Source organism: Phenylobacterium sp., from assembly GCF_041691455.1.
Classification (GTDB): domain Bacteria; phylum Pseudomonadota; class Alphaproteobacteria; order Caulobacterales; family Caulobacteraceae; genus Phenylobacterium.
The window spans coordinates 1-22,198 of record NZ_JBEPUO010000039.1; the positions used below are offsets into that span (position 1 = coordinate 1).

Genomic DNA, 22,198 nt, shown 5'->3' on the forward strand with positions numbered 1-22,198 from the left:
TCGACGGCCTGGCCGCCGAGCGCGAACAGGGCATCACCATCGACGTCGCCTACCGCTTCTTCTCGACCGACAAGCGCAAGTTCATCGTCGCCGACACCCCGGGCCACGAGCAGTACACCCGCAACATGGTCACCGGCGCCTCGACCGCCGACGCCGCGGTGATCCTGATCGATGCGCGCAAAGGGGTCCTGACCCAGACCCGGCGGCACAGCTATCTCGTCAGCCTGCTCGGCATCCGCCACGTGGTGCTGGCGATCAACAAGATGGACCTGGTGGACTGGAGCCAGGAACGGTTCGACGAGATCGTCGGCGCCTATTCCGCCTTCGCCGAGAAGATCGGCATCAAGGCCTTCACCGCCATCCCGATGTCGGCGCTGCGCGGCGACAACATCACCGAGCCCAGCCCCAAGGCCCCCTGGTATTCCGGGCCGCCGCTGATGCGTTGGCTGGAGGACGCGCCGGTCGAGGACGATCTGCGCGAAAAGCCGTTCCGCATGCCGGTCCAGTGGGTCAACCGGCCGAACCTCGACTTCCGCGGCTTCGCCGGCCAGATCGCGTCGGGCGTCGTCCGGCCGGGCGACAAGATCAAGGCCCTGCCCTCGGGCCGCGAGAGCACCGTCGAGCGCATCGTCACCTTCGACGGCGACCTGCCTGAAGCGGTGGCCGGCCAGTCGGTGACCCTGACCCTCGCCGACGAGATCGACGTGAGCCGTGGAGACGTCATCGCCGCGGCCGCCAGCCCGCCCACCGTCGCCGACCAGTTCGAAGCCACGATCGTCTGGTTCGACGAGGAGGCCATGCTGCCCGGCCGTCCCTACCTGATGAAGCTCGGGACCCGCACGGTCGCCGCCCAGGTCGCCGAGCCCAAGTACAAGGTCAACGTCAACACCCTGGAACAGCTCGCCGCGCGCCGGCTGGAGCTGAACGAGATCGGCGTCTGCAACCTCTTGCTCGACGCGCCGATCGCTTTCGATCCCTACGCGGAGAACCACGACCTCGGCGGCTTCATCCTGATCGACCGGATCACCAACCGCACTGTGGCCGCCGGCCTGCTGCACTTCGCGCTGCGCCGCAGCCAGAACATCCATTGGCAGGCGATGGACGTCGACAAGGCCGCCCGCGCCGCCGGCAAGGGCCAGAAAGCCCGCGTCGTCTGGCTGACGGGGCTTTCCGGAGCCGGCAAGTCGACCATCGCCAACCTGGTGGAAAAGCGGCTCGCCGTGGAGGGGCGCCACACCTACCTGCTGGACGGCGACAACGTCCGCCACGGTCTCAACAAGGACCTCGGCTTCACCGAGGCCGACCGGGTGGAGAACATCCGCCGCGTGGCCGAGGTCGCCAAGCTGATGGTCGACGCCGGCCTGATCGTGCTGGTCTCGTTCATCTCGCCGTTCCGCGCCGAGCGGCAGATGGCCCGCGAGCTGCTGGGCGAGCGCGAGTTCGTCGAGGTGTTTATCGACACCTCGCTCTCCGAGGCCGAGAAGCGCGACGTCAAGGGCCTCTACAAGAAGGCCCGCGCGGGCGAATTGAAGAACTTCACCGGCGTCGACAGCCCCTATGAGCCGCCCGAAGACCCCGAGATCCGCATCGACACCACCCGGCTCACCGCCGAGCAGGCCGCCGAGCACATCTTCGCCTGGCTGGAAGGCGGCGCCTTCGACCCGGTGATCTAGGTCCGCCGGCCGATATCCAGGAAGTCCTGGCCGCTGAAGTCCTTGGGCGCGGCGACCTCGACGATCGGGTCGTCACGGTCGTCCCATTCCAGGCGCAGCGCCTTGGTCATCACCGCATGCATGTCGTAGAGGCAGGCGATGTAGGTCAGCTCCAGGATCTCCTCGTCGGAGAGGAAGGCCTTCAGGGCGTCGAAGACGGCGTCCGGCGTGCGGCCGGCCTGCAGAGCCAGGCAGTCCGCATAGGCGAGAACCGCGCGCTCACGCTCGTCATAGCAATCGGCCACCTGCCAGTGGGGCACCGCGGCGATCCGCTCTTCCGAGACCTTCAGGCCGCGCAGGGACTTGCAGTGCTGGGAGAACACGAACTGGCTGGCCTTGGCCCAGCCGACGCGGGTCTGGGCCAGTTCGCGCAGCACCGGGTCGAGCTTGCGGGCGGGATTGCGATAGAGGCCGAACCCGCGGTTGCAGTGCTCCAGGATGTCGGGGACGAGGGCGAAGACCGTCCACCAGTCACCGGAGGTGCCGGTCGAGGTGCCGGGCTCGGCCACCGGGTCGCGGTCGCCGAACAGCAGGTCGTAGGTCTTGGTCACCACCTCCGAGGTCGCCTCGGCGCGCGGAACCTGCCTCAGGCGCCGCATTTCAGGCGCCCGCCGGTTCGACCGCGCGGGCCGGGGCGTGGGCGATGTCGTCGGAACGGAAGGCGCGGGTAAGGGCGGCGAACTCCAGCATGATCCCGTTGGGGTCGCGGAAGTAGACCGAGCGCACCCAGACCCCGTCGTTCATCTCGCGGCTCACGCCCATCGGGCTGTCGTCATGGTTCACCACCACCGGAACCGAGACGTGGACGCCGGCGGCCTGCAGCCGGCCGATGGAGGCTTCGAGCTCGGATTCATCCATGTCGAACGCCACGTGGTTCATCGAACCCACGGCCGACTTGCCGTCCGCCGGGAAGTCCCTGACCGAGGCGATGCCCGGCGCGGCCGGCGGGGAGTCAGGCCACCAGAAGAAGGCGAGCAGTGTGTCGCCGCCGCAGTCGAAGAAGAAGTGCTGGCCGCCGTCCGGCAGGGCCACGGTCTTCACCAGCGGCATGCCCAGCGCTTCGGTGTAGAACTTCACCGTCTCGGCCATATCGCGGCACACGAGGGCCAGGTGATTGATCCCCTTGGTCTTCATTGCGGCCTCCATTGGGCGTTCTCCCTTTGCGCCCGAGCCTACGCCCGGATCAGAATTCCAGCACGATCTTCCCGAAATGCTCGCCGCCCTGCATGGCGGCGAAAGCGGCCTTCACCTCGGTCCACGGGAAAACCTTGTCGACCACCGGCTGGATGCGGTGCAGCTCGATGGCCCGGCACATGGCCTCGAACATGTCGCGCGAACCGACCGAAAGGCCCTGCAGCTTCGCCGAATTGCTGATCAGGATCGCCGGGTTGAAGCCCGACCCAAGCCCGGCGACCACGCCCACGATGGCGATGTGTCCGCCGATGCGGATGGCTCTGATGCTCTGCTCCATGGTCCCGCCGCCGCCGACCTCGATGATCAGGTCAGCGCCGACGCCGCCGGTCGCCTCGCGCACCGGCCCAGACCATTCCGGCGTCTGGCGGTAGTTGACGAGATGGTCAGCGCCCAGCGCCTTGGCGCGGGCCAGCTTCTCGTCCGACGAAGAGGTGATGAGGGTGCGATAGCCGGCCGCGTGGGCGAACTGCAGGCCGAAGACCGAGACGCCGCCGGTGCCCTGCAGGACCACCGAGTCCCCGGGCTCGAGATGGCCGTCCACGAACAGCGCCCGCCAGGCGGTGAGCGCCGCGCACGGCAGGGTCGACACCTGCTGGTCGGTGAGGAAGTCGGGGACCTTGGAGACCCCGTCCTGGCTGAAGACCGCCAGCTCGCGGCCGGCGCCGGGGATCGGTGAGCCCAGGGACGAAGAGAGCTTCTCAAGGGTCGGCGGGCCGGAAATCCAGCGCTGGAAGAACAGGGTCGCCACCCGGTCGCCGGGCTGCACGCGGGTGACGCCCTCGCCCACCGCCTCGATGATCCCGCAGCCGTCCGAGAAGGGGGTGATCACGTTGGCGCCCGCCGGCATCCGGCCGTACATGCCCGCGACCATCAGCATGTCGCGGTAGTTGAGCGAGACGGCGCGCATCCGCACCAGCACCTCGCCGGGCCCGGGCCTGGGATCGGGCGCCTCGACGACTTCAATGGCGTCGACGCCCCAGGGGGCTTCGACCTTCAACGCGCGCATGGACGGCCTCCGGTTCGGCGGCATCATCAGCGCCGCGGCGGCGGAGGCAAGGCTGTCCCGACGTCAGGCGCGCGCGTTTGGCAGCACCGGGGCGGCGCCCCATTGATCCGCATCATGGCCGAAGACCATGACAGTATCGGGCGCGCGCAGCGCCAGCAGGGCGTCGAGCGAGCGGTTCATGGCGGCGTGGTCGGAGAACTCCGGGAACTGCCGCGTCTCCGCCGCCTCGCCGTTGTAGCAGGCGTCGCCCACCAGGATATGGTCTCCCGACGCGCTGCGGATCCGTACGGACTGATGGCCGGGTGTGTGTCCCGGCGTCGGAATGCAGACCACGCGGCCGTCGCCGAACAGGTCGTGTTCGCCGTCGATGAGCTGCACCTCATGGCCCAGGTCGAACAGTCTCTTGCGCAGGAAATAGCGCGCGGCCAGGTCTTCATCGAAGCCTGCCTCCCACTCGGCGCGCTGCACCACCACGGTGGCGTTCGGCACCTGGTGCAGGCCGCCGACGTGATCGAAATGCAGGTGCGACACCACCACCTGGCGGACCCGGGCGGGATCGATGTCCAGGCGCTCCAGATGGCTGGCGACCGTCTCGTCCGGCGCGAAGGTGACATCTAACCCCTGGCTCCGCAGCGCCGACAGGAGGCGGTCCTCCGGTTCGGCAAGCGATGTCGGCAGGCCGCAGTCGAACAGGGTCACGCCATCCGGATGCTCGATCACGTAAAAGGGCACAGGGACCGCGACGCGCTGCTCTCCGCCAGCCATCCCCATGCCCGCGGCGGAGCTGTGGAACTGGCCGCAAACGCATCCGAACAGTCGCATGGGTTTCCTCCGCTCAGACCGGATCGAGCCGGCGCACGCCATAAAGCCGCAAGGCGCCGGCCAGGCCGATGACGCACATCACCGACATCAACAGATAACCCCGCACGCCGAAATGGTCGAACAGGGGGCCAGACGCCATGGTCGCCAGGCCTGAGAGCACCCCGCCTGACAGCGCCGAATTCAGCGCCTGGGCGGCGGAGGCATTGCGGGGCGTCGACAGGCGCTCCACCAGCAGCAGGGAGGCTAGGAAGGTCGCGGCGTAGCTCAAGGCGTGGAGCAGTTGCAGCGGGAACAGCGCCCAGAGCGGCGGCGCGAAGGCGAGCGCGCTCCACCGGACAACGGCCGCCGCCCCGCCCAGCATCAGCAGGTTGCGCGGCCCGACCCGCCGGCGCCACGGCTCGAGGAACCACATGAAGACGATCTCCGCCGCCACGCCGGCGCCCCAGAGCAGTCCCGTCAGGTCCTCCGGTATGCCCTGCCGCTTCCAGGCCAGGGTCGAGAAACCGTAGTAGAAGGCGTGCGCCGACTGGATCAGCCCTGCCGAGACGACCGCGGTCATGAACATCGGGTCGCGCAGCAGGCCGTTCAGGCCTGCCATCCGGTCGGACAGGGCCAGGGCGGAGCCTTCCTCATGGACCGGATCCGGCGGCAGCAGGACCCGCGCGCCGAGCGCCGTCAGCGCCACGGCGGCCACCATCCAGACCAGCACCAGGTCGGACGAGCCGCGGGTCAGGATCGCGCCCATGCCGACATTGCCGACGATGAAGGCGGCCGAGCCGATGCCTCTCGGCCAGCCGAAGTTGAACCCGTCGCGCCGGGCGCGGGCCAGCACGATCACGTCGGCGAGCGGCGACAGCGTCGCGTACATCGACGACGCCGCGAACCAGACCACCGTCCACCAGGCGAAACCGCCCGGCAGCGCCATCAGGGCGTAGGCGGCCGTCACCGCCAGCGCGAGGATCAGCAGCGCCGTGCGCCGCAGCCGGAAGCTGTCCGCCCAGACGGCGAGCAAGGGCGCGGTGACCGCGCGGGCCAGCATCGGCAGCGACAGGATCAGGCCGATCCGGCTCCCCGAAAGGCCGTGCTCGGCGAACCACACCGGCAGGTAGGGCGAGCTCACGCCCGTGCCGATGAAGATCGCGCCATAGAACAGGCCAAGGCGCACGGTGAGCGGCATGGCTTAGGCGATACAGGGAGTCCCTAAGCTCCGCAGGCCTTCTGTCTGAATCCGGCGCTCGCGCTCTCCGTCGACCCATCGACGTCCGGCCCGCCAGGGCGCCGCGGAGCTGACTCCCCGAAGAACAGCAAAGGGTGGAAAGCGGTCGTCCCCTGGTGCAGCTTGTCAGACATGACCCAGGTGACCGGCTGGCTCCGCGAGATTGAAGATGGCGTCGCGCACGCACGAAGCTCTTTGGGAGGACCTTTGCAGTATCTCGGCATGTTCCCCGGGGCGGAACCCGGGGTTCAAGATCCCCACCTCCGAGAATATCTAGCGGCTGGCAAGACCCTCGAGCGGAGCCCAGCGGACGCGTTTCAGGTCTTCGAGTCCCTAGCGCTCCAGGGTTCGGTCATGAGCATGCTGTTTCTGGCTGATGCGATCAGAAGGGGCGATCGCTACCGGATCGACCTCGAGAAGTCCGAGAGATGGTACAAACGCGCTGCTTCTCTCGGCTCTGGTCGCGCCATGTATGGTTTGGGGCTCGTGCACCTCGCGAGGCGCGACCTACAGAATGCCATCGAGGCGTGGCGATCCGCCGGCGAGAGAGGTTGCGGCGCTGCGATGTGGGTGCTCGGACGTTTGCATCTGCATGGCGACGGCGACGGCGGCGGAGCGCCCGACGCTGGCGCGGCGCGTGCGTTCTTTGAACGCGGCGCGTCACTCGGCCACGTCTGGTCGACTCGGAGTTTGGCGCTGCTTCTGATGACGGGCCGCTTCGGGCTTGGCCAGCGTTTGCGCGGCTACGACAAGTATCTTCGGTGCTTTGTCGCCATGGCCTTCGCAATGCTGGGGAAGAGGGTCGACCCAGTCATGAGGTAAGCCGGCGCGAACGTCCGCCCAGGGTCGAAGGCGGTCTCTGGCGTCACGTCCGACAGCGGACCTTCGGCCTAGCCGCCCACATGCCGACCTGCCCGAGGGCAACTAAGGTGGAAATCGGCCGAAGGCGGACCTTGCCGCGGTCAAACAGCCAAGTCATGACTTGACCATGCGCTTGAACTGGGGATGGCTCTCGATCGTAGCAGCAGCGCTTGCCGTAGTTGCGGCCGCGTACGTCGCGCTCAACCCATATCTGTTGACGATCTTCTCTGCCGAGAAGCTGACGCCGCCGACCCCGCCCATCCTAGCAAAAGGAGGCAGCATGGCGACCCGGGTGCACCATTCAGGTTGCCCACCCTGGGACGACTTTGACCTCCAAAATCCGGGAAGCATCGAGGATCGGGTCGAGCGGGCATTTCCCGTAGGAACGCCGCAAAGCGAAGTCGCACGGTCGCTAAGCCGACAGGGTTTCAAAATCGAGCCCCCGTGCGCGAGCGACCCGACAATACGCCATGCCGAATTCTCGCAAAGTGGTGGCGGCTTCGTCGGTCCTTACCCGGCCTTCTCCGTAGTCACTTGGAAGGTCGATCCCGCTGACAGCGTTGTATGGGCGTCGGGCTACGTAGCTTACACCGGGCCGTGAGCCAGGTCTGCTATGGGTGGACAGGGGACCCGACGATCCGGGTCATGTCCTGAAAGTGAGCAAGAAGTCGACCACAGCTACCCCAACGACGACCAAGGTGTACACTCTCAAGCGTAGCGCTGTGACAAAGTATGCGCGGTAAGTTGTTCTAAAATAGTACCCGTTTCCCACTAACGCCACAAAAGTCGCCATAACGAACTGTCTGTCAATCGGTGTCGAAAGGGATAACCTGGAAAGTAGCATCCAAAGAAATACTAACAGCAATACTGTGACTACACCGAAGTACGTAACGAGCGTCCTGGTGCTTGGACCTTGTTCCATGCCGCCGCTCCTCACCCGAACGCCTGGCCGCGCGATGGCAAGGTCTCTCGCGTTCGTCGTGGAGCTTAGTGGGTAACCGAACGTCCGCAACGGGTCGAAAACAGCGGCCGGCATCAGGTCCGAAAGCCGACGTTGAGGGGGACTGCCACAAAGCGGCAGGCCCCAACGGCTCAGAAGGGTGGAAACCGGATGCCGCGGTCCTAAACGTTAGGTTCATCGTCAGGTGCTTGTCGCTGCACCATTTCAATCTGGGGCGGCGGCGGTGGCGTGATCTGTGTGTTCATTCCGAACATGAGCATCAGGCTGGTCAGGACGACCGCCCCACCTCTCTGACGCTTGGCGAAGCGAATTGCCGATACGGCAACCGGACAGAGAGCGACGATAGCCAGCAGGCCAATGGAGAACCAGAACAATCGCCCACGCCCGCAGCCTCAGCTCCCGTCGATATAGGGGGGACGACACTGATTGCTACGCTTTGGGGTCCGTTGCGTCAGACCCGAAGCCCGGTTTTCCGCCTAGCCGCCGACGACCCGACCGGCCCAAGGTCAGCTAGGGGTCCAGGCCGTGTAAAAACCCGCCTCGGCGAAAATCCGGCGCAACTTTCGACCGGCGGCGCAGAGCCTAATGGTGACGTCTTTCGCCACCCGAACTTACGCAGGCACTCGGAGGCAAAATGTTGCGCTAGAAATTCCGCGCTCCGAGTTTTTACACAGCCTCGGTCGAAAGCGGACGCTGGCTTCGTGGCCACAACCTGCCGCGGCCCCCACGTCCGCATCTGACGCACCCCCGTGATCCACTGCCCCCCGCATGTTGGACGCGCTCACCATCACCGAGGCGGAGGCCGCGGGGCTTTCGGAGCTCGCGGCGCTGGACCTGGCCATGGCGCGCGACTTCGCCGCCCGCGCCCAGGCCGCCGAGGACCCGGAGACCGCCAACGACCTGGCGCGCAGCTACCAGCGCATGGCGCGCTCCTACCGCCAGAGCCTGGCGCTGAAGGTCAGGCTGCAGCGCGAGATGGTCCGCGTGGCGCGCGAGACGCCGCCGCCCCCGCCGCCGCCGCCGATCCCCCGCGACGAGGCGCGCATCCGCGCCCGGGTCGACGAGCTGCGCGGCCCCGTCCAGCGGGTGATCTGGGCCGAGCACGAACCGGCCGATCCCGCCGACCTGGGCGGCGATGACGACCTCAGCGCCTACTACTTCGACCTCCTGGAGCAGCGGCTGGAGATCGCCGCCCGCGACAACCGCTTCGGCCTGGAGCCGCTCGACGACCACATCCTGGCGTTTTGCCGGAGCCTGGCCCTCGACGAGGTCATCGCCCGGAGCTGGCGCGACTTCCCCGATCCGCCCGACGAGGCCTTCACCGACCCGGACGACGACCCCGACCCCGAGCCCGATCCGGCCCAGCTGACCTGGCGCGGTTCGGGGTGAGCTTGCGCGTCAAGCGTCGCGACCCCATCCCAAAATCCGCTCATCCCGGCGAAAGCCGGGACCCAAGCGGAGTCGCGGTTGCCGACGCCGCCGCGCCGCGTAATGTCTGATCAGCGATAAGGGAGACGTCCGCCATGGCCCACACGAACAGCCGAGACCGGGAGCTTCGGGCCCGCGCCGAGGCGGTGATCCCCGGCGGCATGTATGGCCACCAGTCGACGGGCCTCTTGCCCGACGACTATCCGCAGTTCTTCGAGCACGGCGAAGGCGCCCATATCTGGGACGTCGACGGGCGGCGCTACCTCGACATGATGTGCGCCTACGGGCCGAACCTCTTCGGCTACGCCAATCCGCAGATCGACGCGGCCTTCGTCCGCCAGCTGGGCCTGGGCGACACGCTCACCGGCCCGACCGCCCTGATGGTCGAACTGGCCGAGGCCTTCGTGGGCATGGTCAGCCACGCGGACTGGGCGATGTTCTGCAAGAACGGCACGGACGCCACCACCATGGCGCTGACCACCGCGCGCGCCCACACGAAGCGGAAGACCGTGGTGCGGGCCAAGGGCGCCTACCATGGCGCGGCGCCCTGGTGCGTGCCGCGGCCCACCGGCACCATCGACAGCGACCGCGCCCACCAGATCTTCTGCGACTACAACGACATCGCGAGCCTGGAGGCCGCCGTGGCCCAGGCCGGCGACGACCTCGCCTGCGTGTTCGCCGCGCCCTTCAAGCACGACGCCTTCATCGACCAGGCCGAGCCGAACCCGGCCTATGCACGCCGTGCTCGCGAACTCTGCGACCAGACCGGGGCCTTGCTGGTGGTCGACGACGTGCGCGCGGGCCTGCGGCTCGCCCGCGACTGCTCCTGGTCGAAGATCGGGGTGCAGCCGGACCTCTCCACCTGGGGCAAATGCATCGCCAACGGCCACGGGCTCTCCGCCCTGCTCGGCAATGACAAGGCGCGCAAGGCGGCGGCCTCGATCTATGTCACCGGCTCCTTCTGGTACCAGGCCGCCCCCATGGCCGCGGCGCTGGAAACCCTCGGCTTGGTCCGCGACACCGACTACCTGGAGCGGATCACCGCGCTGGGCGATCGGCTGCGCGCGGGCCTGGGCGAGCGTGTTTCGGCCGCCGGCTTCTCGCTGCGCCAGACCGGCCCGGTCACCATGCCGCTCTTCCTGTTCGACGAGGACCCGGACCTCCGGAAAGGCTTCTGCTTCTCCAGCGAGATGCTGGACCGCGGGGTCTATGTGCATCCCTGGCACAACATGTTCCTCTGCGCGGCCATGACCGACGCCGACATCGAGGCCTTCCTCGAGGCGGCCGAGGGCGCGTTGGGCGCGCTGAAGCATCAATCTCCCACCCTGCAGCCGGTCCCCAAACTGGCGTTCCTGACCACCGGCGGCACGAGGTAGCCCATGAGCATCGCGGACTATTCCGACTACGACGGCCTGGGCCTGGCCGAGTTGGTCGCCAAGAAACAGGTGACCCCGCTGGAGCTCGCCGAGGCGGCCATCGAGCGGATCGAGCGGCACAATCCGATCCTCAACGCGGTGGTCTACAAGGGCTACGACGACGCCCGAAAATGGGCGGCCGGCGACCTGCCGGAGGGACCGTTCAAGGGCGTGCCGTTCCTGATCAAGGACCTGCCCCTGCCGGTCGCCGGCTGGCCACGCAGCATGGGCAGCAAGTTCGCCCGCGGCCTGGTCGACGCCGAAGACTGCGGCCTGACCCGGCGCTATCGCCAATCCGGCGTGGTCCTGGTCGGCAAGACCAACACCCCGGAATACGGCATCACCGGCACGACGGAGAGCGCCGCGCTCGGCCCCTGCCGCAACCCCTTCAACCCCCACCACATCGCCGGCGGCTCCTCCGGCGGGGCGGCCTCGGCGGTGGCGGCGGGCATCGTGCCCCTGGCTCATGCCTCCGACGGCCTGGGCTCGATCCGCATCCCGGCCGCCTGCTGTGGGCTCGTCGGCCTGAAGGTCACCCGTGACCGGGTCCCGAACCTGCCGGACGGCTACGACTACGCCTTCGGCAATGTGGTCGACCATGTGGTGAGCCGCACCGTGCGCGACAGCGCCGCCATGCTGGACGCGACCGGCTATGCGGAGGCCCATTCGCCCTATCCGGCCCCGCCCAAGGATCGACCCTACCTCGAGGAGATCGCCCGCAGCCCCGGCAAGCTGCGCATCGCCTGGTCGTCGGAGACGCCGTCCGGCCGGCCCATCGATCCGGAGATCCAGGCCGCCCTGGAACGCACGGCGGCCCTCTTGAAGGGCCTGGGCCACGAGGTGATCGAGAAGGGCATGGGCATCGACTACCGCGCGCTCTTCGCCTCGCGCGGCCCGGCCGCGGCAGCCAACTTCGCCGCCGGCATGGCGCGGTTGATCGACGTCGTGGGCCGCGAGCCCGAGCCCGACGAGCTTGAGCCGCTGACCTGGGCCTCGCTGAAGGCCGGGCGCCGTCAGACCGGGCCGGACGTCATGCGTTCGCTGCAGGAAACCCGCATGCTGAACCGCAACACGCTCGCCTTCTTCGAGGACATCGACGTCTACCTGACGCCGGTGCTGGGGACGCCGGTGCCGGAGATCGGCTTCATCGACCCGGTGAACCTGGAGCCCAAGGAAGTGAACCGCCGCCAGGGCCGCACCTTCCCCTTCACCCCGCCGTTCAACTTCTCCGGCCAGCCGTCGTTGTCGCTGCCTTTGGAGATGGACGCGGCCGGCCTGCCGATCGGCATGATGTTCTCGGGGCGCTACGCCGACGAGGCGACGCTCTTCCGCCTGGCGGCTCAGCTGGAGAAGGAAGCGCCCTGGAAGGACCGCCGGCCCCAGGTCTGGGGCTGATGGCGCTCTGGAGCCGCCGCAACTGGCTGAGCCTCGCAGCGCTGGGCGGCCTGGCTTCGGTGGGGTTCGGCGCCTTCGCCGCCCACGGCGTGGCCGAGCCTCGGGCGCAGGAGCTGCTGCGGACCGGGGCGCTCTACGGCTTCGTCCATTGCCTGGCGACCTTCGCCAGCGCGGGCGTGATGCAGATGGGCGGCGCCCGGGCGCGCTTCGCCCCGGGCTTTTTCCTTGCGGGCGTCCTGCTGTTTTCCGGCTCGCTCTACGGCATGGCGCTGGGTGGGCCGCACCTTCTGGGCGTCGTGACGCCGATCGGGGGCCTCTGCTTCATGGTCGGCTGGGCGGTGCTCGCCTGGGCCGCGCGGGACGTCGATCGGGCCTAGGCGGCGGCCTTCTTCGGCAGAGCCAGAAGATGCAGGCAGGCGGCCGAGCCCACCAAGGCGACCGTCATCACCAGCGCCATGGGGCGCGGCGTCCCGTCGTGCAGCACGCCGGCCGCGGCTGAGGCGAGCGCGCCGGTCCCGAACGAGACCGCGCCCATCAGGGCCGAGATCGCGCCGGCCCGCCGCGGGTCGACGTTCAGGGCCCCGGCCATGGTGTTGCCCTGCAGGAAGCCGTAGCTCGACAGCAGCATCAGGAGCAGCGGCAGCACGCTCCACCGCTCGCCGATCCCGGTCACGGCGGCGATCACCAGCAGGATCGAAAAGCCCACGGCGACCAGGCTGGCGCGGGCCAACACCTGGTCGGGCGTACGGCGCCTCAGCAGGAAGCGGTTCACCTGGTTCGAGCCGATGATCCCAACCGCGTTCAGGCCGAACACCCAGCCGAAGGCGGCCGGCGAGATGCCGTAGGTCCGGATCAGCAGGTCGGGCGAAGAGGCGATGTAGGTGAAGAGCGTGGCGCCGTTCAGGGCGCCGGCCAGGGCATAGCCCACTAGCCGGGGTTCCTTCATCAGCGCCAGATAGGCCTGCATGGGGGTCTCCGTGGCGGCATGCGCCGTCGTTTCCTCCGAGCGGCTTTCCTTCATGCGGAAGAGCGCGGCGAGGCCCACGGCGACCCCGAAGCTGGCCATGAACCAGAAATTCAGCCGCCAGCCGCCGACGCCCAGCAGCGCGCCGCCGAGCAGGGGCGCGAGGATCGGCGCGAGGCCCATGATCAGCATCAGCAGGCTGAGCATGCGGGCGGTCTCGGTGTGGCCGAACCGGTCGCGGACCACCGCGCGGGAAACCACGCCCCCCGCGCAGGCCCCCAGCGCCTGCACGAACCGCCCGCCGATCAGCATGGCTGGGGAGGCGGCGAACCCACAGGCGATCGAGGCGATCACATAGACCACGGTCCCGAAGAGGATCGGCGCGCGGCGGCCGAGCCGGTCCGACGCCGGCCCGTAGAAGAGCTGCCCCACCGCCATGCCGGCCAGGAAGGCCGAGACCGTGGCCTGGGTCTCGCCGGGGGTGGCGTGCAAACCCGCGCCGATCGCCGGCAGGCTCGGCAGGTACATGTCGATCGCCACCGGTCCCATGGCGGTCAGGGAGCCCAGCAGGATGACCAGGCCCCAGGGGGTTCTTTCAGGCTGGGCCGTGGCGCTCATCGTGCCTTCTTAGCGGGTTCGCCGGCTCTGTCTTCCCCGTTCCAGCCGACCGCCTTTTGCTGCAAAGGTGGCCGGCGACCAGGGGAGCTCCATCATGTCCGCGCTCGAAAGCCAGATGCCGCCCGTGCAGCGGGCCCAGGTCAACGGCATCGAGATGGCCTATTATGAGGCCGGCCCGCGCGAGGGCGCGCCGGTGATCCTCTGTCACGGCTTTCCCGAACTCGCCTTCTCCTGGCGGCATCAGCTCAAGGCCTTCGCGGCGGCCGGCCGCTGGGTGATCGCCCCCGACCAGCGCGGCTACGGGCTCACCTCGCGGCCCGAGGCGGTGACCGACTACGACATGGAGCACCTGACCGGCGACCTCGTGGGCCTGCTGGATCACCTGGGCGTCGAGAAGGCGATCTTCTGCGGCCACGACTGGGGCGGCATCGTCGTCTGGCAGCTGCCCTTGCTGCACCCCGCCCGGGTGGCGGGCGTCATCGGCCTCAACACGCCCTTCATGCCGCGCAGCCCCCTGGACCCCATCGGGCTCATGCGGATGCGCTTCGGGCCGGAGATGTACATCGTCTGGTTCCAGACCCCGGGCGACGCCGACGCGGTGCTCTCGGCCGACGTCGAGAAGACCATGCGGTTCTTCATGCGCAAGCCCGCCGCCCTGCAGTCCACCGCCGAGCCGCCGCCGGAGGGCGGGTCGACCTTCGCCTTCAAGGCCCTCCTGCAGCAGTGGGACGCCAGCGACACCGGCAATCAGCTCCTGACGCACGACGAACTCGCGGCTTTCGTGGAAAGCTTCCAGCGCACCGGCTTCACCGGCGGGATCAACTGGTACCGCAACTTCACCCGCAACTGGGAACGGTCGGAGGGCCTGCCGGCGCGGATCGACAACCTGCCCTGCCTGATGATCACGGCCGAGAAGGACGCCGTGCTGTCGCCCGCCATGGCCGAGGGCATGCCCGGGATGATCGGCGACCTGGAAATGCACATGGTGGCCGGATCGGGGCACTGGACGCAGCAGGAAAAGCCGGAAGAGGTGAACCGCCTCATCCTGCACTGGCTGGATAGGCGCTTCCCGAAGTAGAAAGGCGGCCATGGAACGCAGCACGCCCCCGCCCGCCGTCTCGGCCGCCGCCAACCGGCGCGGCCTGTTCGCGGACAACGAGCCGTTCGCCTCGGGCTGGCTGCCCCCCGACGGGGCGCACGAGATCTATTACGAGGAGTGCGGCGCGCCGGACGGCAAGCCCTGCGTGATCCTGCACGGCGGACCGGGCGGAGCGATCAACCCGACCATGCGGCGGTTCTTCGACCCGGCGAAGTGGCGCATGGCGCTGTTCGATCAGCGCGGCTGCGGCAAGAGCCGGCCCAACGCCAGCCTCGAGGACAACACCACCTGGACCTTGATCGAGGACATCGAGCGGCTGCGCGAGCACCTCGGCGTCGAGAAGTGGTGCGTGTTCGGCGGCTCCTGGGGTTCGACCCTGGCGCTCGCCTACGCGATCAAGCACCCCGAACGCGTCGAGAGCCTGGTCTTGCGCGGCGTCTTCCTGCTGACCGAGCGCGAGCTCGCCTGGTTCTACCAGGACGGCGCCTGCATGCTGTTCCCGGACGCATGGGCGAGGTTCTGCGCCCCGATCCCGCAGGCTGAGCGCGGCGACATGATCGGCGCCTATCACAAGCGCCTGACCCACCCCGAACGGCGCGTGCAGGCCGAGGCCGCCCAGGCCTGGAGCCAGTGGGAAGGCGACACGATCTCGATCCGCGGACCGGAAGCCCGGCCCTCGAAATTCAACGAGGTCGACTTCGCCATCGCGTTCGCCCGCATCGAATGCCACTTCTTCGCCAACCTCGGCTTCTTCCCGGAAGAAGGCTGGATCCTGAAGAACGCCGCCAAGCTGAAGACCATCCCCGGCTGGATCGTCCAGGGCCGCTTCGACGTGGTGACCCCGATGGAGGCCGCCTGGAAGCTCAAGGCCGCCTGGCCCGAGGCCCGCTTCGAAGTTGTCTGGGACGCCGGCCACGCCTCGACCGAGCCGGGCATCGTCGACGCCCTGGTGCGCGCCACCGACCAGGCGCTTTCGCTCTAAGCCATCGGTTGCGCGGACCCGCGGAGGCGCGCAACGTGCCGCCCAATCCGGGACGCTGCCCGGAAGCGATGGAGAACTACCGATGCGTCATACCCTGTTCGCCGCGGTCGCGGCCGTGGGCCTTATGGTCGCCAGCGCGGCGTCCGCCCAGATGGTCCACTACAGCGCCAAGCTCGCCGGCGCCGCCGGCGTCAAAGGCTCGGGCGAGGTCACGGCCATGCTGGACGGCAAGACCTTCACCTATTCGGCGACCTACAAGGACCTGACCGGCCCCGCGGTCGCCGCGCACTTCCACACCGCGGCGCCGGGCGCCAACGGGCCGCCGGCCCTGGGCGCGACCGTCAGCCCGAGCCCGATCAAGGGCACGGCGACGCTCAACGACACCCAGATCGCCGACCTCAACGCCGGCAAGTGGTATTTCAACCTCCACACCGCGGCGAACCCCGGCGGCGAGATCCGCGGGACCGTCACGGCGATGAAGTAGAACCTTCGGCGGGGCTCGCGGCCTAGAGCAGCGAGCCCTTGCCGCTGGTGATTTCCGCGTAGCGGTGGACGCGCACGGCCAGCACCAGGCCGAAGCCGACCATGACCGTCAGCATCACGGTGCCGCCGTAGGACAGCAGCGGCATGGGCACGCCCACTACCGGGGCGAGGCCCATCACCATCGAGCCGTTGATCAGCACATAGAGCGCGAAGGTGGCCGTGATACCTGCCGCGGCCAGCCGGCCGAAGTGGCTGTGCGAGAGGTAGGCCGTCCGCAACGCCATGAAGATCACCGCGGCGTAGAGCACCAGGATCGAGACGCAGCCCACGAACCCGAACTCCTCGGCCAGCGTCGAGAAGATGAAGTCGGTCTGCTTCTCCGGCAGGAAGTTGAGCTGGCTCTGCGAGCCCAGGCCGTAGCCCTTGCCGAGCAGGCCGCCGGAGCCGAGCGCGATCTTCGACTGCAGGATGTGATAGCCGGAGCCCGAGGGGTCGTTCTCCGGGTCGAGGAAAGTGGTCAGGCGCTTCCTCTGATAGTCGTGCATGCCGAACATGATGGCCGGCGGCACCAGCAGGACGACCGACAGGATCCCGCCGGCGATCAGCCGCCAGGACAGGCCCGCCAGGATCACCACGATCGCTCCGGTCATCAGCATCAACAGCGCCGTGCCGAGGTCAGGCTCCTTGGCCACCAGGGCCACGGGCGCGAGGATCAGCACCGCCGGGACGAGCAGCCACCAGGAGAGCTGGGCGCTCTTGCCGGACAGGCCGTGGTAGAAACGGCCCAGCGCCAGGACGAGACCGATCTTCATGATCTCGGACGGCTGGATGGTGATCGGCCCGGCCTGCAGCCAGCGCTGGGCGCCCAGCGCGTGGTGGCCGACGAGGTCGACGGCGATCAGCAGCAGGAAGCCGATCCCGTAGATCGGATAGGCCAGCGCGAACCAGACCCGAAGGTCGATCAGCGCCAGCACGATCATGATCACGAAGAACAGCGCGAACCGCGCCAGGTGCGCCGCCGCCCAGGGCGTCCAGGAAGAGCCGGCGATCGAGAACAGCATCACCGCGCCGGCGCCCGCGATCAGGCAGAGCGTCAGGCAGAAGATCCAGTCGATCTCGCCGATCTTGACGATCAGCCGGTCGCGCTCGCCGGGACGGGTCAGGGCCGAGACGGTCATGGGGTGGGTGTTCCGGTGGCGGCCGCGACGGCGGGATCGATAACGGTCGGCGGCTCGGGCACCGCATCGCCGCTGTCCGGGCCGGTGGGCGCGGCGGGCATCGGCAGAGGCCGTTCGACCTTCGCGCGGATCTCCGGATCCTTGAGCAGGGCCACCCGCATGATCTCCCGCGCGCGGGGCGCGGCGGCGGCGGCGCCGAAGCCGCCGTGTTCGACCAGGACGCTCATGGCGTAGCGCGGCTCGTCGGTCGGGGCGAAGGCGATGAACCAGGCGTGGTCCCGGTACTTCCACTCGCCGACCGCGCCGTGCGCCCCGTGGCCGCTCGCGTAGTTCATGGCCTGGGCGGTGCCGGTCTTGCCGGCCATCCGGATGTCTCCGAGCCCCATGTCGCCATAGGCCGCGGCCGTGCCGGTCGTCGTCACTGCGGTCATCGCCTCGCGGACGAACTGCAGGTGTTCCTTGTCGACCGGCAGCTCGCCGAAGTCGGACCCGCGGGGCTGCTCGACGCCACCGATCGAGCGGATCAGCCGCGGATGCAGCGCCTTGGCGCCATTGGCGATGCGGGCGGCCTGAACGCAGAGCTGCAGCGGATTGAGGTGGGTGTAGCCCTGGCCGATGCCCATGCTGGGGGTCTCGCCGGGATGCCAGACCGGGTCCTTCTTGAAGGCGCGGCGCTTGTAGGCGGTGTCCGGCACCAGGCCCGCCTTCTGGCCGGGGATACCGATGTCGAAGACCTCTCCCAGGCCGAACTTGCGGGCGACCGCGGCGATCTTGTCGGGCCCGAGCGTCAGTGCGCACTGGTAGAAATAGATGTCGCAGGACTTGGCGATCGCCGCCTTGAGGTCGAGGGCGCCGTGCGCCTCGTCGCAGTGCCAGACACGGCCGCCCCACGGCCAGGCCTTGTTGCAGACGTGGACGGTCTTGGGATCGTAGCCGTTTTCCAGCGCCGCCAGGGCGACCATGGTCTTGAAGGTCGAGCCGGGCGGATAGGTGGCGGTCAACGCCTTGTTGAACAGCGGCTTGCGCTCGTATTGCGCCAGCGCCCGGTACTCCGCCCCGGTCAGCCCGCGCACAAAGCGGTTGGCGTCGAAGCTCGGGCCCGAGAACAGGCAAAGGATGTCGCCGTTGCGGCAGTCCATCATCACCGCCGCGCCCGACTGATCGCCGAACACCTCCATGGCGCGGTTCTGGATGTCGGCGTCGAGGGTGAGGACGATCTCCTTGCCGGGGATCGCCTTGATGTCGCCGGCCGGATCGGTGGAGACCTCGTGGCCGTTGGCGTCGACCTCGACCTTCTGGGCGCCGGGCTTGCCACGCAGGTCCAGGTCGAAGGCCTGTTCGACGCCCTGGCGGCCGATACGAAAGCCGGGGTTCAGGAGGATCGGCTCGGAGTTGGGCCCGGTCGGCGTCAGGTCGACCTTGTTGACCTTGGCCACGTAGCCGATCACGTGGGCGAAGGCGCCCCCGTAGGGATAGACCCGCACCTCGCCCATGTCGGCGGTCACGCCCGGCAGCTCCGGCGCGCGGATGTTGATGGCGCTGAACTGCTCCCAGCTCATGTCCTCCATGACCTGCACGGGGGAGCGGCGGGGCGCGTTGGAAATGTCCTTGAGCAGGCGGGCCTGGCGCGCGTCGTCCAGCGGCACGAACTCCGCCAGCGTCTTGACCGTCGCCGGGACGTCCATCCCCTTGTCCTTCGCCACCATCAGCCGGAAGTTCGGACGGTTGGAGGCCAGCACCACGCCGTTGCGGTCGACGATCAGACCGCGCGGCGGCGGGGTCAGCTTGAAGTTGAACTGGTTGGAGGCCGACAGCTTCTCGTAGCGCTGGGTCTCGATGAGCTGCAGGTGGGCGAGCCGCCCGCCCAGCGCCAGCAGGCCGACGCCCGCGAAACCGCCCAGCAGGAAGGCTCGGCGGTGGAAGACCCCCTGCCGCTCGTTGACCTCCGCGAAGAAGATGGACGGCTCAGCCATGCCCGCCCTAACGGAACCTCACGTCTGCGTCCTCGAAGAGGTCGATCAGCCGTTGCGCATAGGGATAAAGCACGATTGTGGCGAGGAATTGCCACGCCATCGGAATGAGGCCCGGCGTCGACTTGGAATCCAGCATGACGAAGAGGTAGCCGGCGACCATCGCGGTCGCCGTCGTCAGCCCATACCAGACCCACAGGATCAGCCGGCTCTGCCCGGCCATCATGCTGCGGCCGGTGAGCGCGCCGCCGTAGGCGAGCAGCAGGCAGACCGCCCACAGGCCCAGCGGCCCGCCCCAGAAGATGTCGAGGAAGAGTCCCAGGGCCAACACCCCGAACGGCGCCAGGATCGACGGGCGGATCACCGCCCAGGCGAAGGCGAGCGCCATCGGAAAGACCGGTTCCGGCAGTTGCAGGCCGAAGGCGCGCAGCGGAATGCCGAACAGGATGGTGGCGGCCACGACCTGCAGCATCGGGACGCCCAGCCAACGCCAGGGTTCGAGGGGCCGTGCGGCGCTCAAGGGGCGGCCCCGTCGGCCGGCGCGGCTGGCTTGGGCTTCGCCGGCGCCGCGCCAGGCTTCGTCGGGGCAGGCTTCGTCGGGGCAGGCTTCGGCGGGGCGGGCTTGGAGGCGGTCGGCTTGGCGGGATCGGTTTTCGCCGTCGGCTTGGCGTCCGTGGCCGCGTCGGCGGCGGGGGCCTTGGGCGCAGCCGGCTTCGGCGACGCCGGCTTGGACGTCGGCGGATTGGGCGTCGCGCCATCGGCGGGCTTCGGCTTCGCGGTCGCCAGCTTGGCGGCGGTGGACGGGTCGGCCTTGGAAGCGTCGATCTTCGGCGCAGGCGTCCCGGCGGCGGCATCCGGCGACGCGGGCTTGGGCGGCGCGGCGCTCGGCGACGGGTTGGCCGGCATGCCGGGCCCGGGCGTCGGCGGCGGCGTCGACATCTGGTTCAGCTGCTTCAGGTTCACCACCTGGGTGAAGTCCTGGAAGAGCAGGATGCGCACGAAATCGATGGCGGCGCGATCCGACGCCAGCACCACCCGCCAGCGGCCGTCGAGGCCCTTGACGGCGGTGCCGACCGGCAGGCCGCGCGGCAGGACCCCGCCGTCACCTGAGGTGAGCACCCGGTCGCCTTCGCGCAACGGGTCGCGGCCGCGCAGATAGTCGAGGCGCGGGTTCGGTCCGCCGTCGCCGGTCAGGATCGCGCGGGCGTTGGTCCGGTCGATCATCACCGGGGTGCGCGAGGCGATGTCGGTGAGCAGCAGCACGCGGCTCGCGCCGTCGGTCACCCCGATCACCCGGCCGACCAGGCCGTTCTCACTCATCACCGGATTGCCGGCCTTCACCCCATGCTCGCTGCCGGCGTTGGCCAGGCGGGTGTCGGCGAAGGGGCCGCGGCTGTCGGTGACGATGCGCGCGGCGACCATCGGGATCGGCGGGTCGGTCTTCAGGCCCAGGACCGTGCGGTAGCGGTCGTTCTCGTTCTTGAGTGCGATGGCGACGTCGCGCCACTGCCGCATCTCGCGCAGCTCGGCCTTCAGCTGGCGGTTTTCGGAGGCCGCGCCGAAATAGTCGCGGACCGTGTCGACGCCGGCGCCGGTCCAGCGTCCGGGCGCGGCCAGCACATCGCCCACCGGAGCCAGCACCGTGTCGCTTGCCCGCCGCGTGGCGCCATAGGCCTCGGCCTTGAAGGTTTCGCGCCGGTCGGAGATCAGGATCGCACCGGCGGCCACCACGGCCACGACAAGAGCGATCGCGGCCGCCCAGGTCAGGGGGACCTTCAGTTCACCGAGCGGATTGTCCCTTAAGGACACTTAAGACGCCTCGTTCCAGCGGTGTTGCGACAGCCCCCGCCACCCCCGGCCTAGCAGCGATTCGCTGAAGGCTAGGCTAACGTCGATTCGAGAACGCCCTTCATCCATTTCGGATGTTCGAGCACCTTGCCGCAACCCAGCGCCACGCAGGAGAGCGGGTCGTCGGCGACCGTGACCGGCAGGCCGGTGTGGTCGCGGATCTCGGCGTCCAGGCCGCGCAGCAGAGCGCCGCCGCCGGTCAGCATGATTCCCTTGTCGGCGATGTCGGAGGCGAGCTCCGGCGGCGTGGCTTCCAGCGCCATCTTCACCGCGTCGACGATCTGGCCGACCGGCTCGGAGAGCGCATCGGAGGCCTGCTTTTCGCTGATGCGGACTTCGCGCGGCACGCCCTGCATCAGGTCGCGGCCCTTGACCTCGATGGAGAGGCCTTCGCCGTCGGCCGGAGCCCGGGCGGTGCCGATCTCCTTCTTGATCCGCTCGGCGGTGGTCTCGCCGATCAGCAGGTTATGGTTGCGGCGCATGTAGGAGATGATCGCCTCGTCCATCTTGTCGCCGCCGACGCGCACCGAGCGCGAATAAACGATGCCGGAGAGCGAGAGCACGGCGACCTCGGTGGTGCCGCCGCCGATGTCGACGACCATCGAGCCGGTGGGCTCGTGGATCGGCAGGCCGGCGCCGATCGCGGCCGCCATCGGTTCGTCGATCAGGCCCACGCGGCGGCCACCGGCGTTCAGGCAGCTGTCGTTGATCGCCCGGCGTTCGACGGCGGTGGCGCCCGACGGCACGCAGACGATGACCTTGGGGTTCACGAAGCCCTTGCGGTTGTGAACCTTGCGGATGAAGTACTTGATCATCTCCTCGGCGACTTCGAAGTCGGCGATGACTCCGTCGCGCATCGGGCGGATGGCTTCCATGTGGCCGGGCGTGCGGCCGAGCATCTGCTTGGCCTCTATGCCCACGGCGTGGACGACCTTGCGGCCGCCGACGTTGCGGAGCGCCACAACCGAGGGTTCATTCAGCACGATGCCCTTGCCCTTCATGTAGATGAGGGTGTTGGCGGTGCCGAGGTCGATGGCGATGTCGTT

General features: G+C 68.7%; 20 protein-coding genes and 1 pseudogene. 9 read left to right on the top strand and 12 right to left on the bottom strand.

Annotation, left to right across the window (positions count from 1 at the left end; translation table 11 throughout):
• Nucleotides 1-1,673, top strand: a 1,673-nt coding sequence (cysC, locus tag ACESMY_RS21705; RefSeq protein WP_372786725.1) for an adenylyl-sulfate kinase, incomplete at its 5' end; no start/stop codon positions are given.
• Here cysC and ACESMY_RS21710 read toward each other — a convergent pair.
• The 5 genes from ACESMY_RS21710 to ACESMY_RS21730 all read right to left on the bottom strand — a co-directional run bounded on the left by ACESMY_RS21710 (nucleotide 1,670) and on the right by ACESMY_RS21730 (nucleotide 5,911).
• Entirely contained in the window at nucleotides 1,670-2,311 is a 642-nt protein-coding gene (locus ACESMY_RS21710; protein WP_372786726.1) for a carboxymuconolactone decarboxylase family protein, read from the bottom strand. The genes cysC and ACESMY_RS21710 overlap by 4 nt on opposite strands.
• Nucleotide 2,312: 1 nt before the next feature.
• Complete coding sequence (locus tag ACESMY_RS21715) at nucleotides 2,313-2,846, bottom strand: VOC family protein (protein ID WP_372786727.1); 534 nt, start codon at nucleotides 2,844-2,846, stop codon at nucleotides 2,313-2,315.
• Nucleotides 2,847-2,895: 49 nt separating this feature from the next.
• Complete coding sequence (locus ACESMY_RS21720; RefSeq protein ID WP_372786728.1) at nucleotides 2,896-3,912, bottom strand: NAD(P)-dependent alcohol dehydrogenase; 1,017 nt, start codon at nucleotides 3,910-3,912, stop codon at nucleotides 2,896-2,898.
• 63 nt (nucleotides 3,913-3,975) lie between these two features.
• Complete coding sequence (locus tag ACESMY_RS21725) at nucleotides 3,976-4,734, bottom strand: N-acyl homoserine lactonase family protein (protein ID WP_372786729.1); 759 nt, start codon at nucleotides 4,732-4,734, stop codon at nucleotides 3,976-3,978.
• A 13-nt stretch (nucleotides 4,735-4,747) separates the two neighbouring features.
• Nucleotides 4,748-5,911, bottom strand: a complete 1,164-nt coding sequence (locus tag ACESMY_RS21730; RefSeq protein WP_372786730.1) for an MFS transporter — start codon at nucleotides 5,909-5,911, stop codon at nucleotides 4,748-4,750.
• Between the two features lie 393 nt (nucleotides 5,912-6,304).
• Here ACESMY_RS21730 and ACESMY_RS21735 point away from each other — a divergent pair, with 393 nt between their 5' ends.
• Nucleotides 6,305-6,772 carry a tetratricopeptide repeat protein gene (locus tag ACESMY_RS21735; RefSeq protein ID WP_372786731.1) on the top strand — a complete coding sequence of 156 codons (468 nt, stop codon included), beginning with the start codon at nucleotides 6,305-6,307 and terminating at the stop codon, nucleotides 6,770-6,772.
• A gap of 1,161 nt (nucleotides 6,773-7,933) precedes the next feature.
• Here ACESMY_RS21735 and ACESMY_RS21740 read toward each other — a convergent pair.
• Nucleotides 7,934-8,146: a hypothetical protein gene (locus ACESMY_RS21740; RefSeq protein WP_372786732.1), complete on the bottom strand. Its 213-nt coding sequence runs from the start codon at nucleotides 8,144-8,146 to the stop codon at nucleotides 7,934-7,936.
• A 394-nt stretch (nucleotides 8,147-8,540) separates the two neighbouring features.
• On the opposite strand from ACESMY_RS21740, the gene ACESMY_RS21745 reads away from it, so the two are divergent.
• From ACESMY_RS21745 to ACESMY_RS21760, 4 genes are all read left to right on the top strand, one after another.
• Nucleotides 8,541-9,161 (top strand): hypothetical protein, encoded by a 621-nt coding sequence (locus ACESMY_RS21745; RefSeq protein ID WP_372786733.1) that lies wholly within the window; start codon nucleotides 8,541-8,543, stop codon nucleotides 9,159-9,161.
• Between the two features lie 134 nt (nucleotides 9,162-9,295).
• The gene (locus ACESMY_RS21750) at nucleotides 9,296-10,576 is read left to right on the top strand and encodes an aminotransferase class III-fold pyridoxal phosphate-dependent enzyme (protein WP_372786734.1); all 1,281 of its coding nucleotides are present in this window, start codon (nucleotides 9,296-9,298) and stop codon (nucleotides 10,574-10,576) included.
• A 3-nt stretch (nucleotides 10,577-10,579) separates the two neighbouring features.
• Nucleotides 10,580-12,010 (top strand): amidase, encoded by a 1,431-nt coding sequence (locus ACESMY_RS21755; protein ID WP_372786735.1) that lies wholly within the window; start codon nucleotides 10,580-10,582, stop codon nucleotides 12,008-12,010.
• Nucleotides 12,010-12,387, top strand: coding sequence for a DUF423 domain-containing protein (locus ACESMY_RS21760; RefSeq protein WP_372786736.1), 378 nt, complete (start codon nucleotides 12,010-12,012; stop codon nucleotides 12,385-12,387). The genes ACESMY_RS21755 and ACESMY_RS21760 overlap by 1 nt, the downstream gene beginning before the upstream one ends.
• On the opposite strand, the gene ACESMY_RS21765 is transcribed toward ACESMY_RS21760, so the two are convergent.
• Nucleotides 12,384-13,592 carry a multidrug effflux MFS transporter gene (locus ACESMY_RS21765; protein ID WP_372786737.1) on the bottom strand — a complete coding sequence of 403 codons (1,209 nt, stop codon included), beginning with the start codon at nucleotides 13,590-13,592 and terminating at the stop codon, nucleotides 12,384-12,386. The two genes, ACESMY_RS21760 and ACESMY_RS21765, sit on opposite strands and share 4 nt — an antisense overlap.
• A gap of 94 nt (nucleotides 13,593-13,686) precedes the next feature.
• Between ACESMY_RS21765 and ACESMY_RS21770 the strand changes: the two genes are divergently transcribed.
• From ACESMY_RS21770 to ACESMY_RS21780, 3 genes are all read left to right on the top strand, one after another.
• Nucleotides 13,687-14,670 (top strand): alpha/beta fold hydrolase, encoded by a 984-nt coding sequence (locus ACESMY_RS21770; RefSeq protein ID WP_372786739.1) that lies wholly within the window; start codon nucleotides 13,687-13,689, stop codon nucleotides 14,668-14,670.
• A gap of 10 nt (nucleotides 14,671-14,680) precedes the next feature.
• The gene (gene pip, locus ACESMY_RS21775; RefSeq protein ID WP_372786741.1) at nucleotides 14,681-15,673 is read left to right on the top strand and encodes a prolyl aminopeptidase; all 993 of its coding nucleotides are present in this window, start codon (nucleotides 14,681-14,683) and stop codon (nucleotides 15,671-15,673) included.
• Between the two features lie 82 nt (nucleotides 15,674-15,755).
• Nucleotides 15,756-16,157, top strand: coding sequence for a CHRD domain-containing protein (locus ACESMY_RS21780; protein ID WP_372786742.1), 402 nt, complete (start codon nucleotides 15,756-15,758; stop codon nucleotides 16,155-16,157).
• A 22-nt stretch (nucleotides 16,158-16,179) separates the two neighbouring features.
• Here ACESMY_RS21780 and rodA read toward each other — a convergent pair whose 3' ends face one another.
• The 5 genes and pseudogenes from rodA to ACESMY_RS21805 form a co-directional block, all read right to left on the bottom strand.
• A complete protein-coding gene (rodA, locus tag ACESMY_RS21785; RefSeq protein WP_372786743.1) occupies nucleotides 16,180-17,334 on the bottom strand; it encodes a rod shape-determining protein RodA in 1,155 nt (384 codons plus the stop codon).
• Complete coding sequence (gene mrdA / locus ACESMY_RS21790; RefSeq protein ID WP_372786744.1) at nucleotides 17,331-19,307, bottom strand: penicillin-binding protein 2; 1,977 nt, start codon at nucleotides 19,305-19,307, stop codon at nucleotides 17,331-17,333. Before mrdA ends, rodA begins: the two co-directional genes overlap by 4 nt.
• A 7-nt stretch (nucleotides 19,308-19,314) precedes the next feature.
• Entirely contained in the window at nucleotides 19,315-19,824 is a 510-nt protein-coding gene (locus ACESMY_RS21795) for a hypothetical protein (protein WP_372786745.1), read from the bottom strand.
• Nucleotides 19,825-20,087: 263 nt separating this feature from the next.
• Nucleotides 20,088-21,113, bottom strand: a pseudogene (mreC, locus tag ACESMY_RS21800) (rod shape-determining protein MreC); the annotation flags it as partial.
• Nucleotides 21,114-21,184: 71 nt separating this feature from the next.
• The coding region (locus ACESMY_RS21805; protein WP_372786746.1) for a rod shape-determining protein at nucleotides 21,185-22,198 on the bottom strand (1,014 nt) is incomplete at its 5' end.

Bases quoted from the DNA above. Each gene is read 5' to 3' on its own strand.
- ACESMY_RS21710 (WP_372786726.1), bottom strand. From the start codon at position 2,311: ATGCGGCGCCTGAGGCAGGTTCCGCGCGCCGAGGCGACCTCGGAGGTG.
- ACESMY_RS21715 (WP_372786727.1), bottom strand. From the start codon at position 2,846: ATGAAGACCAAGGGGATCAATCACCTGGCCCTCGTGTGCCGCGATATG.
- ACESMY_RS21720 (WP_372786728.1), bottom strand. From the start codon at position 3,912: ATGCGCGCGTTGAAGGTCGAAGCCCCCTGGGGCGTCGACGCCATTGAA.
- ACESMY_RS21725 (WP_372786729.1), bottom strand. From the start codon at position 4,734: ATGCGACTGTTCGGATGCGTTTGCGGCCAGTTCCACAGCTCCGCCGCG.
- ACESMY_RS21730 (WP_372786730.1), bottom strand. From the start codon at position 5,911: ATGCCGCTCACCGTGCGCCTTGGCCTGTTCTATGGCGCGATCTTCATC.
- ACESMY_RS21735 (WP_372786731.1), top strand. From the start codon at position 6,305: ATGAGCATGCTGTTTCTGGCTGATGCGATCAGAAGGGGCGATCGCTAC.
- ACESMY_RS21745 (WP_372786733.1), top strand. From the start codon at position 8,541: ATGTTGGACGCGCTCACCATCACCGAGGCGGAGGCCGCGGGGCTTTCG.
- ACESMY_RS21750 (WP_372786734.1), top strand. From the start codon at position 9,296: ATGGCCCACACGAACAGCCGAGACCGGGAGCTTCGGGCCCGCGCCGAG.
- ACESMY_RS21755 (WP_372786735.1), top strand. From the start codon at position 10,580: ATGAGCATCGCGGACTATTCCGACTACGACGGCCTGGGCCTGGCCGAG.
- ACESMY_RS21760 (WP_372786736.1), top strand. From the start codon at position 12,010: ATGGCGCTCTGGAGCCGCCGCAACTGGCTGAGCCTCGCAGCGCTGGGC.
- ACESMY_RS21765 (WP_372786737.1), bottom strand. From the start codon at position 13,592: ATGAGCGCCACGGCCCAGCCTGAAAGAACCCCCTGGGGCCTGGTCATC.
- ACESMY_RS21770 (WP_372786739.1), top strand. From the start codon at position 13,687: ATGTCCGCGCTCGAAAGCCAGATGCCGCCCGTGCAGCGGGCCCAGGTC.
- pip (WP_372786741.1), top strand. From the start codon at position 14,681: ATGGAACGCAGCACGCCCCCGCCCGCCGTCTCGGCCGCCGCCAACCGG.
- ACESMY_RS21780 (WP_372786742.1), top strand. From the start codon at position 15,756: ATGCGTCATACCCTGTTCGCCGCGGTCGCGGCCGTGGGCCTTATGGTC.
- rodA (WP_372786743.1), bottom strand. From the start codon at position 17,334: ATGACCGTCTCGGCCCTGACCCGTCCCGGCGAGCGCGACCGGCTGATC.
- mrdA (WP_372786744.1), bottom strand. From the start codon at position 19,307: ATGGCTGAGCCGTCCATCTTCTTCGCGGAGGTCAACGAGCGGCAGGGG.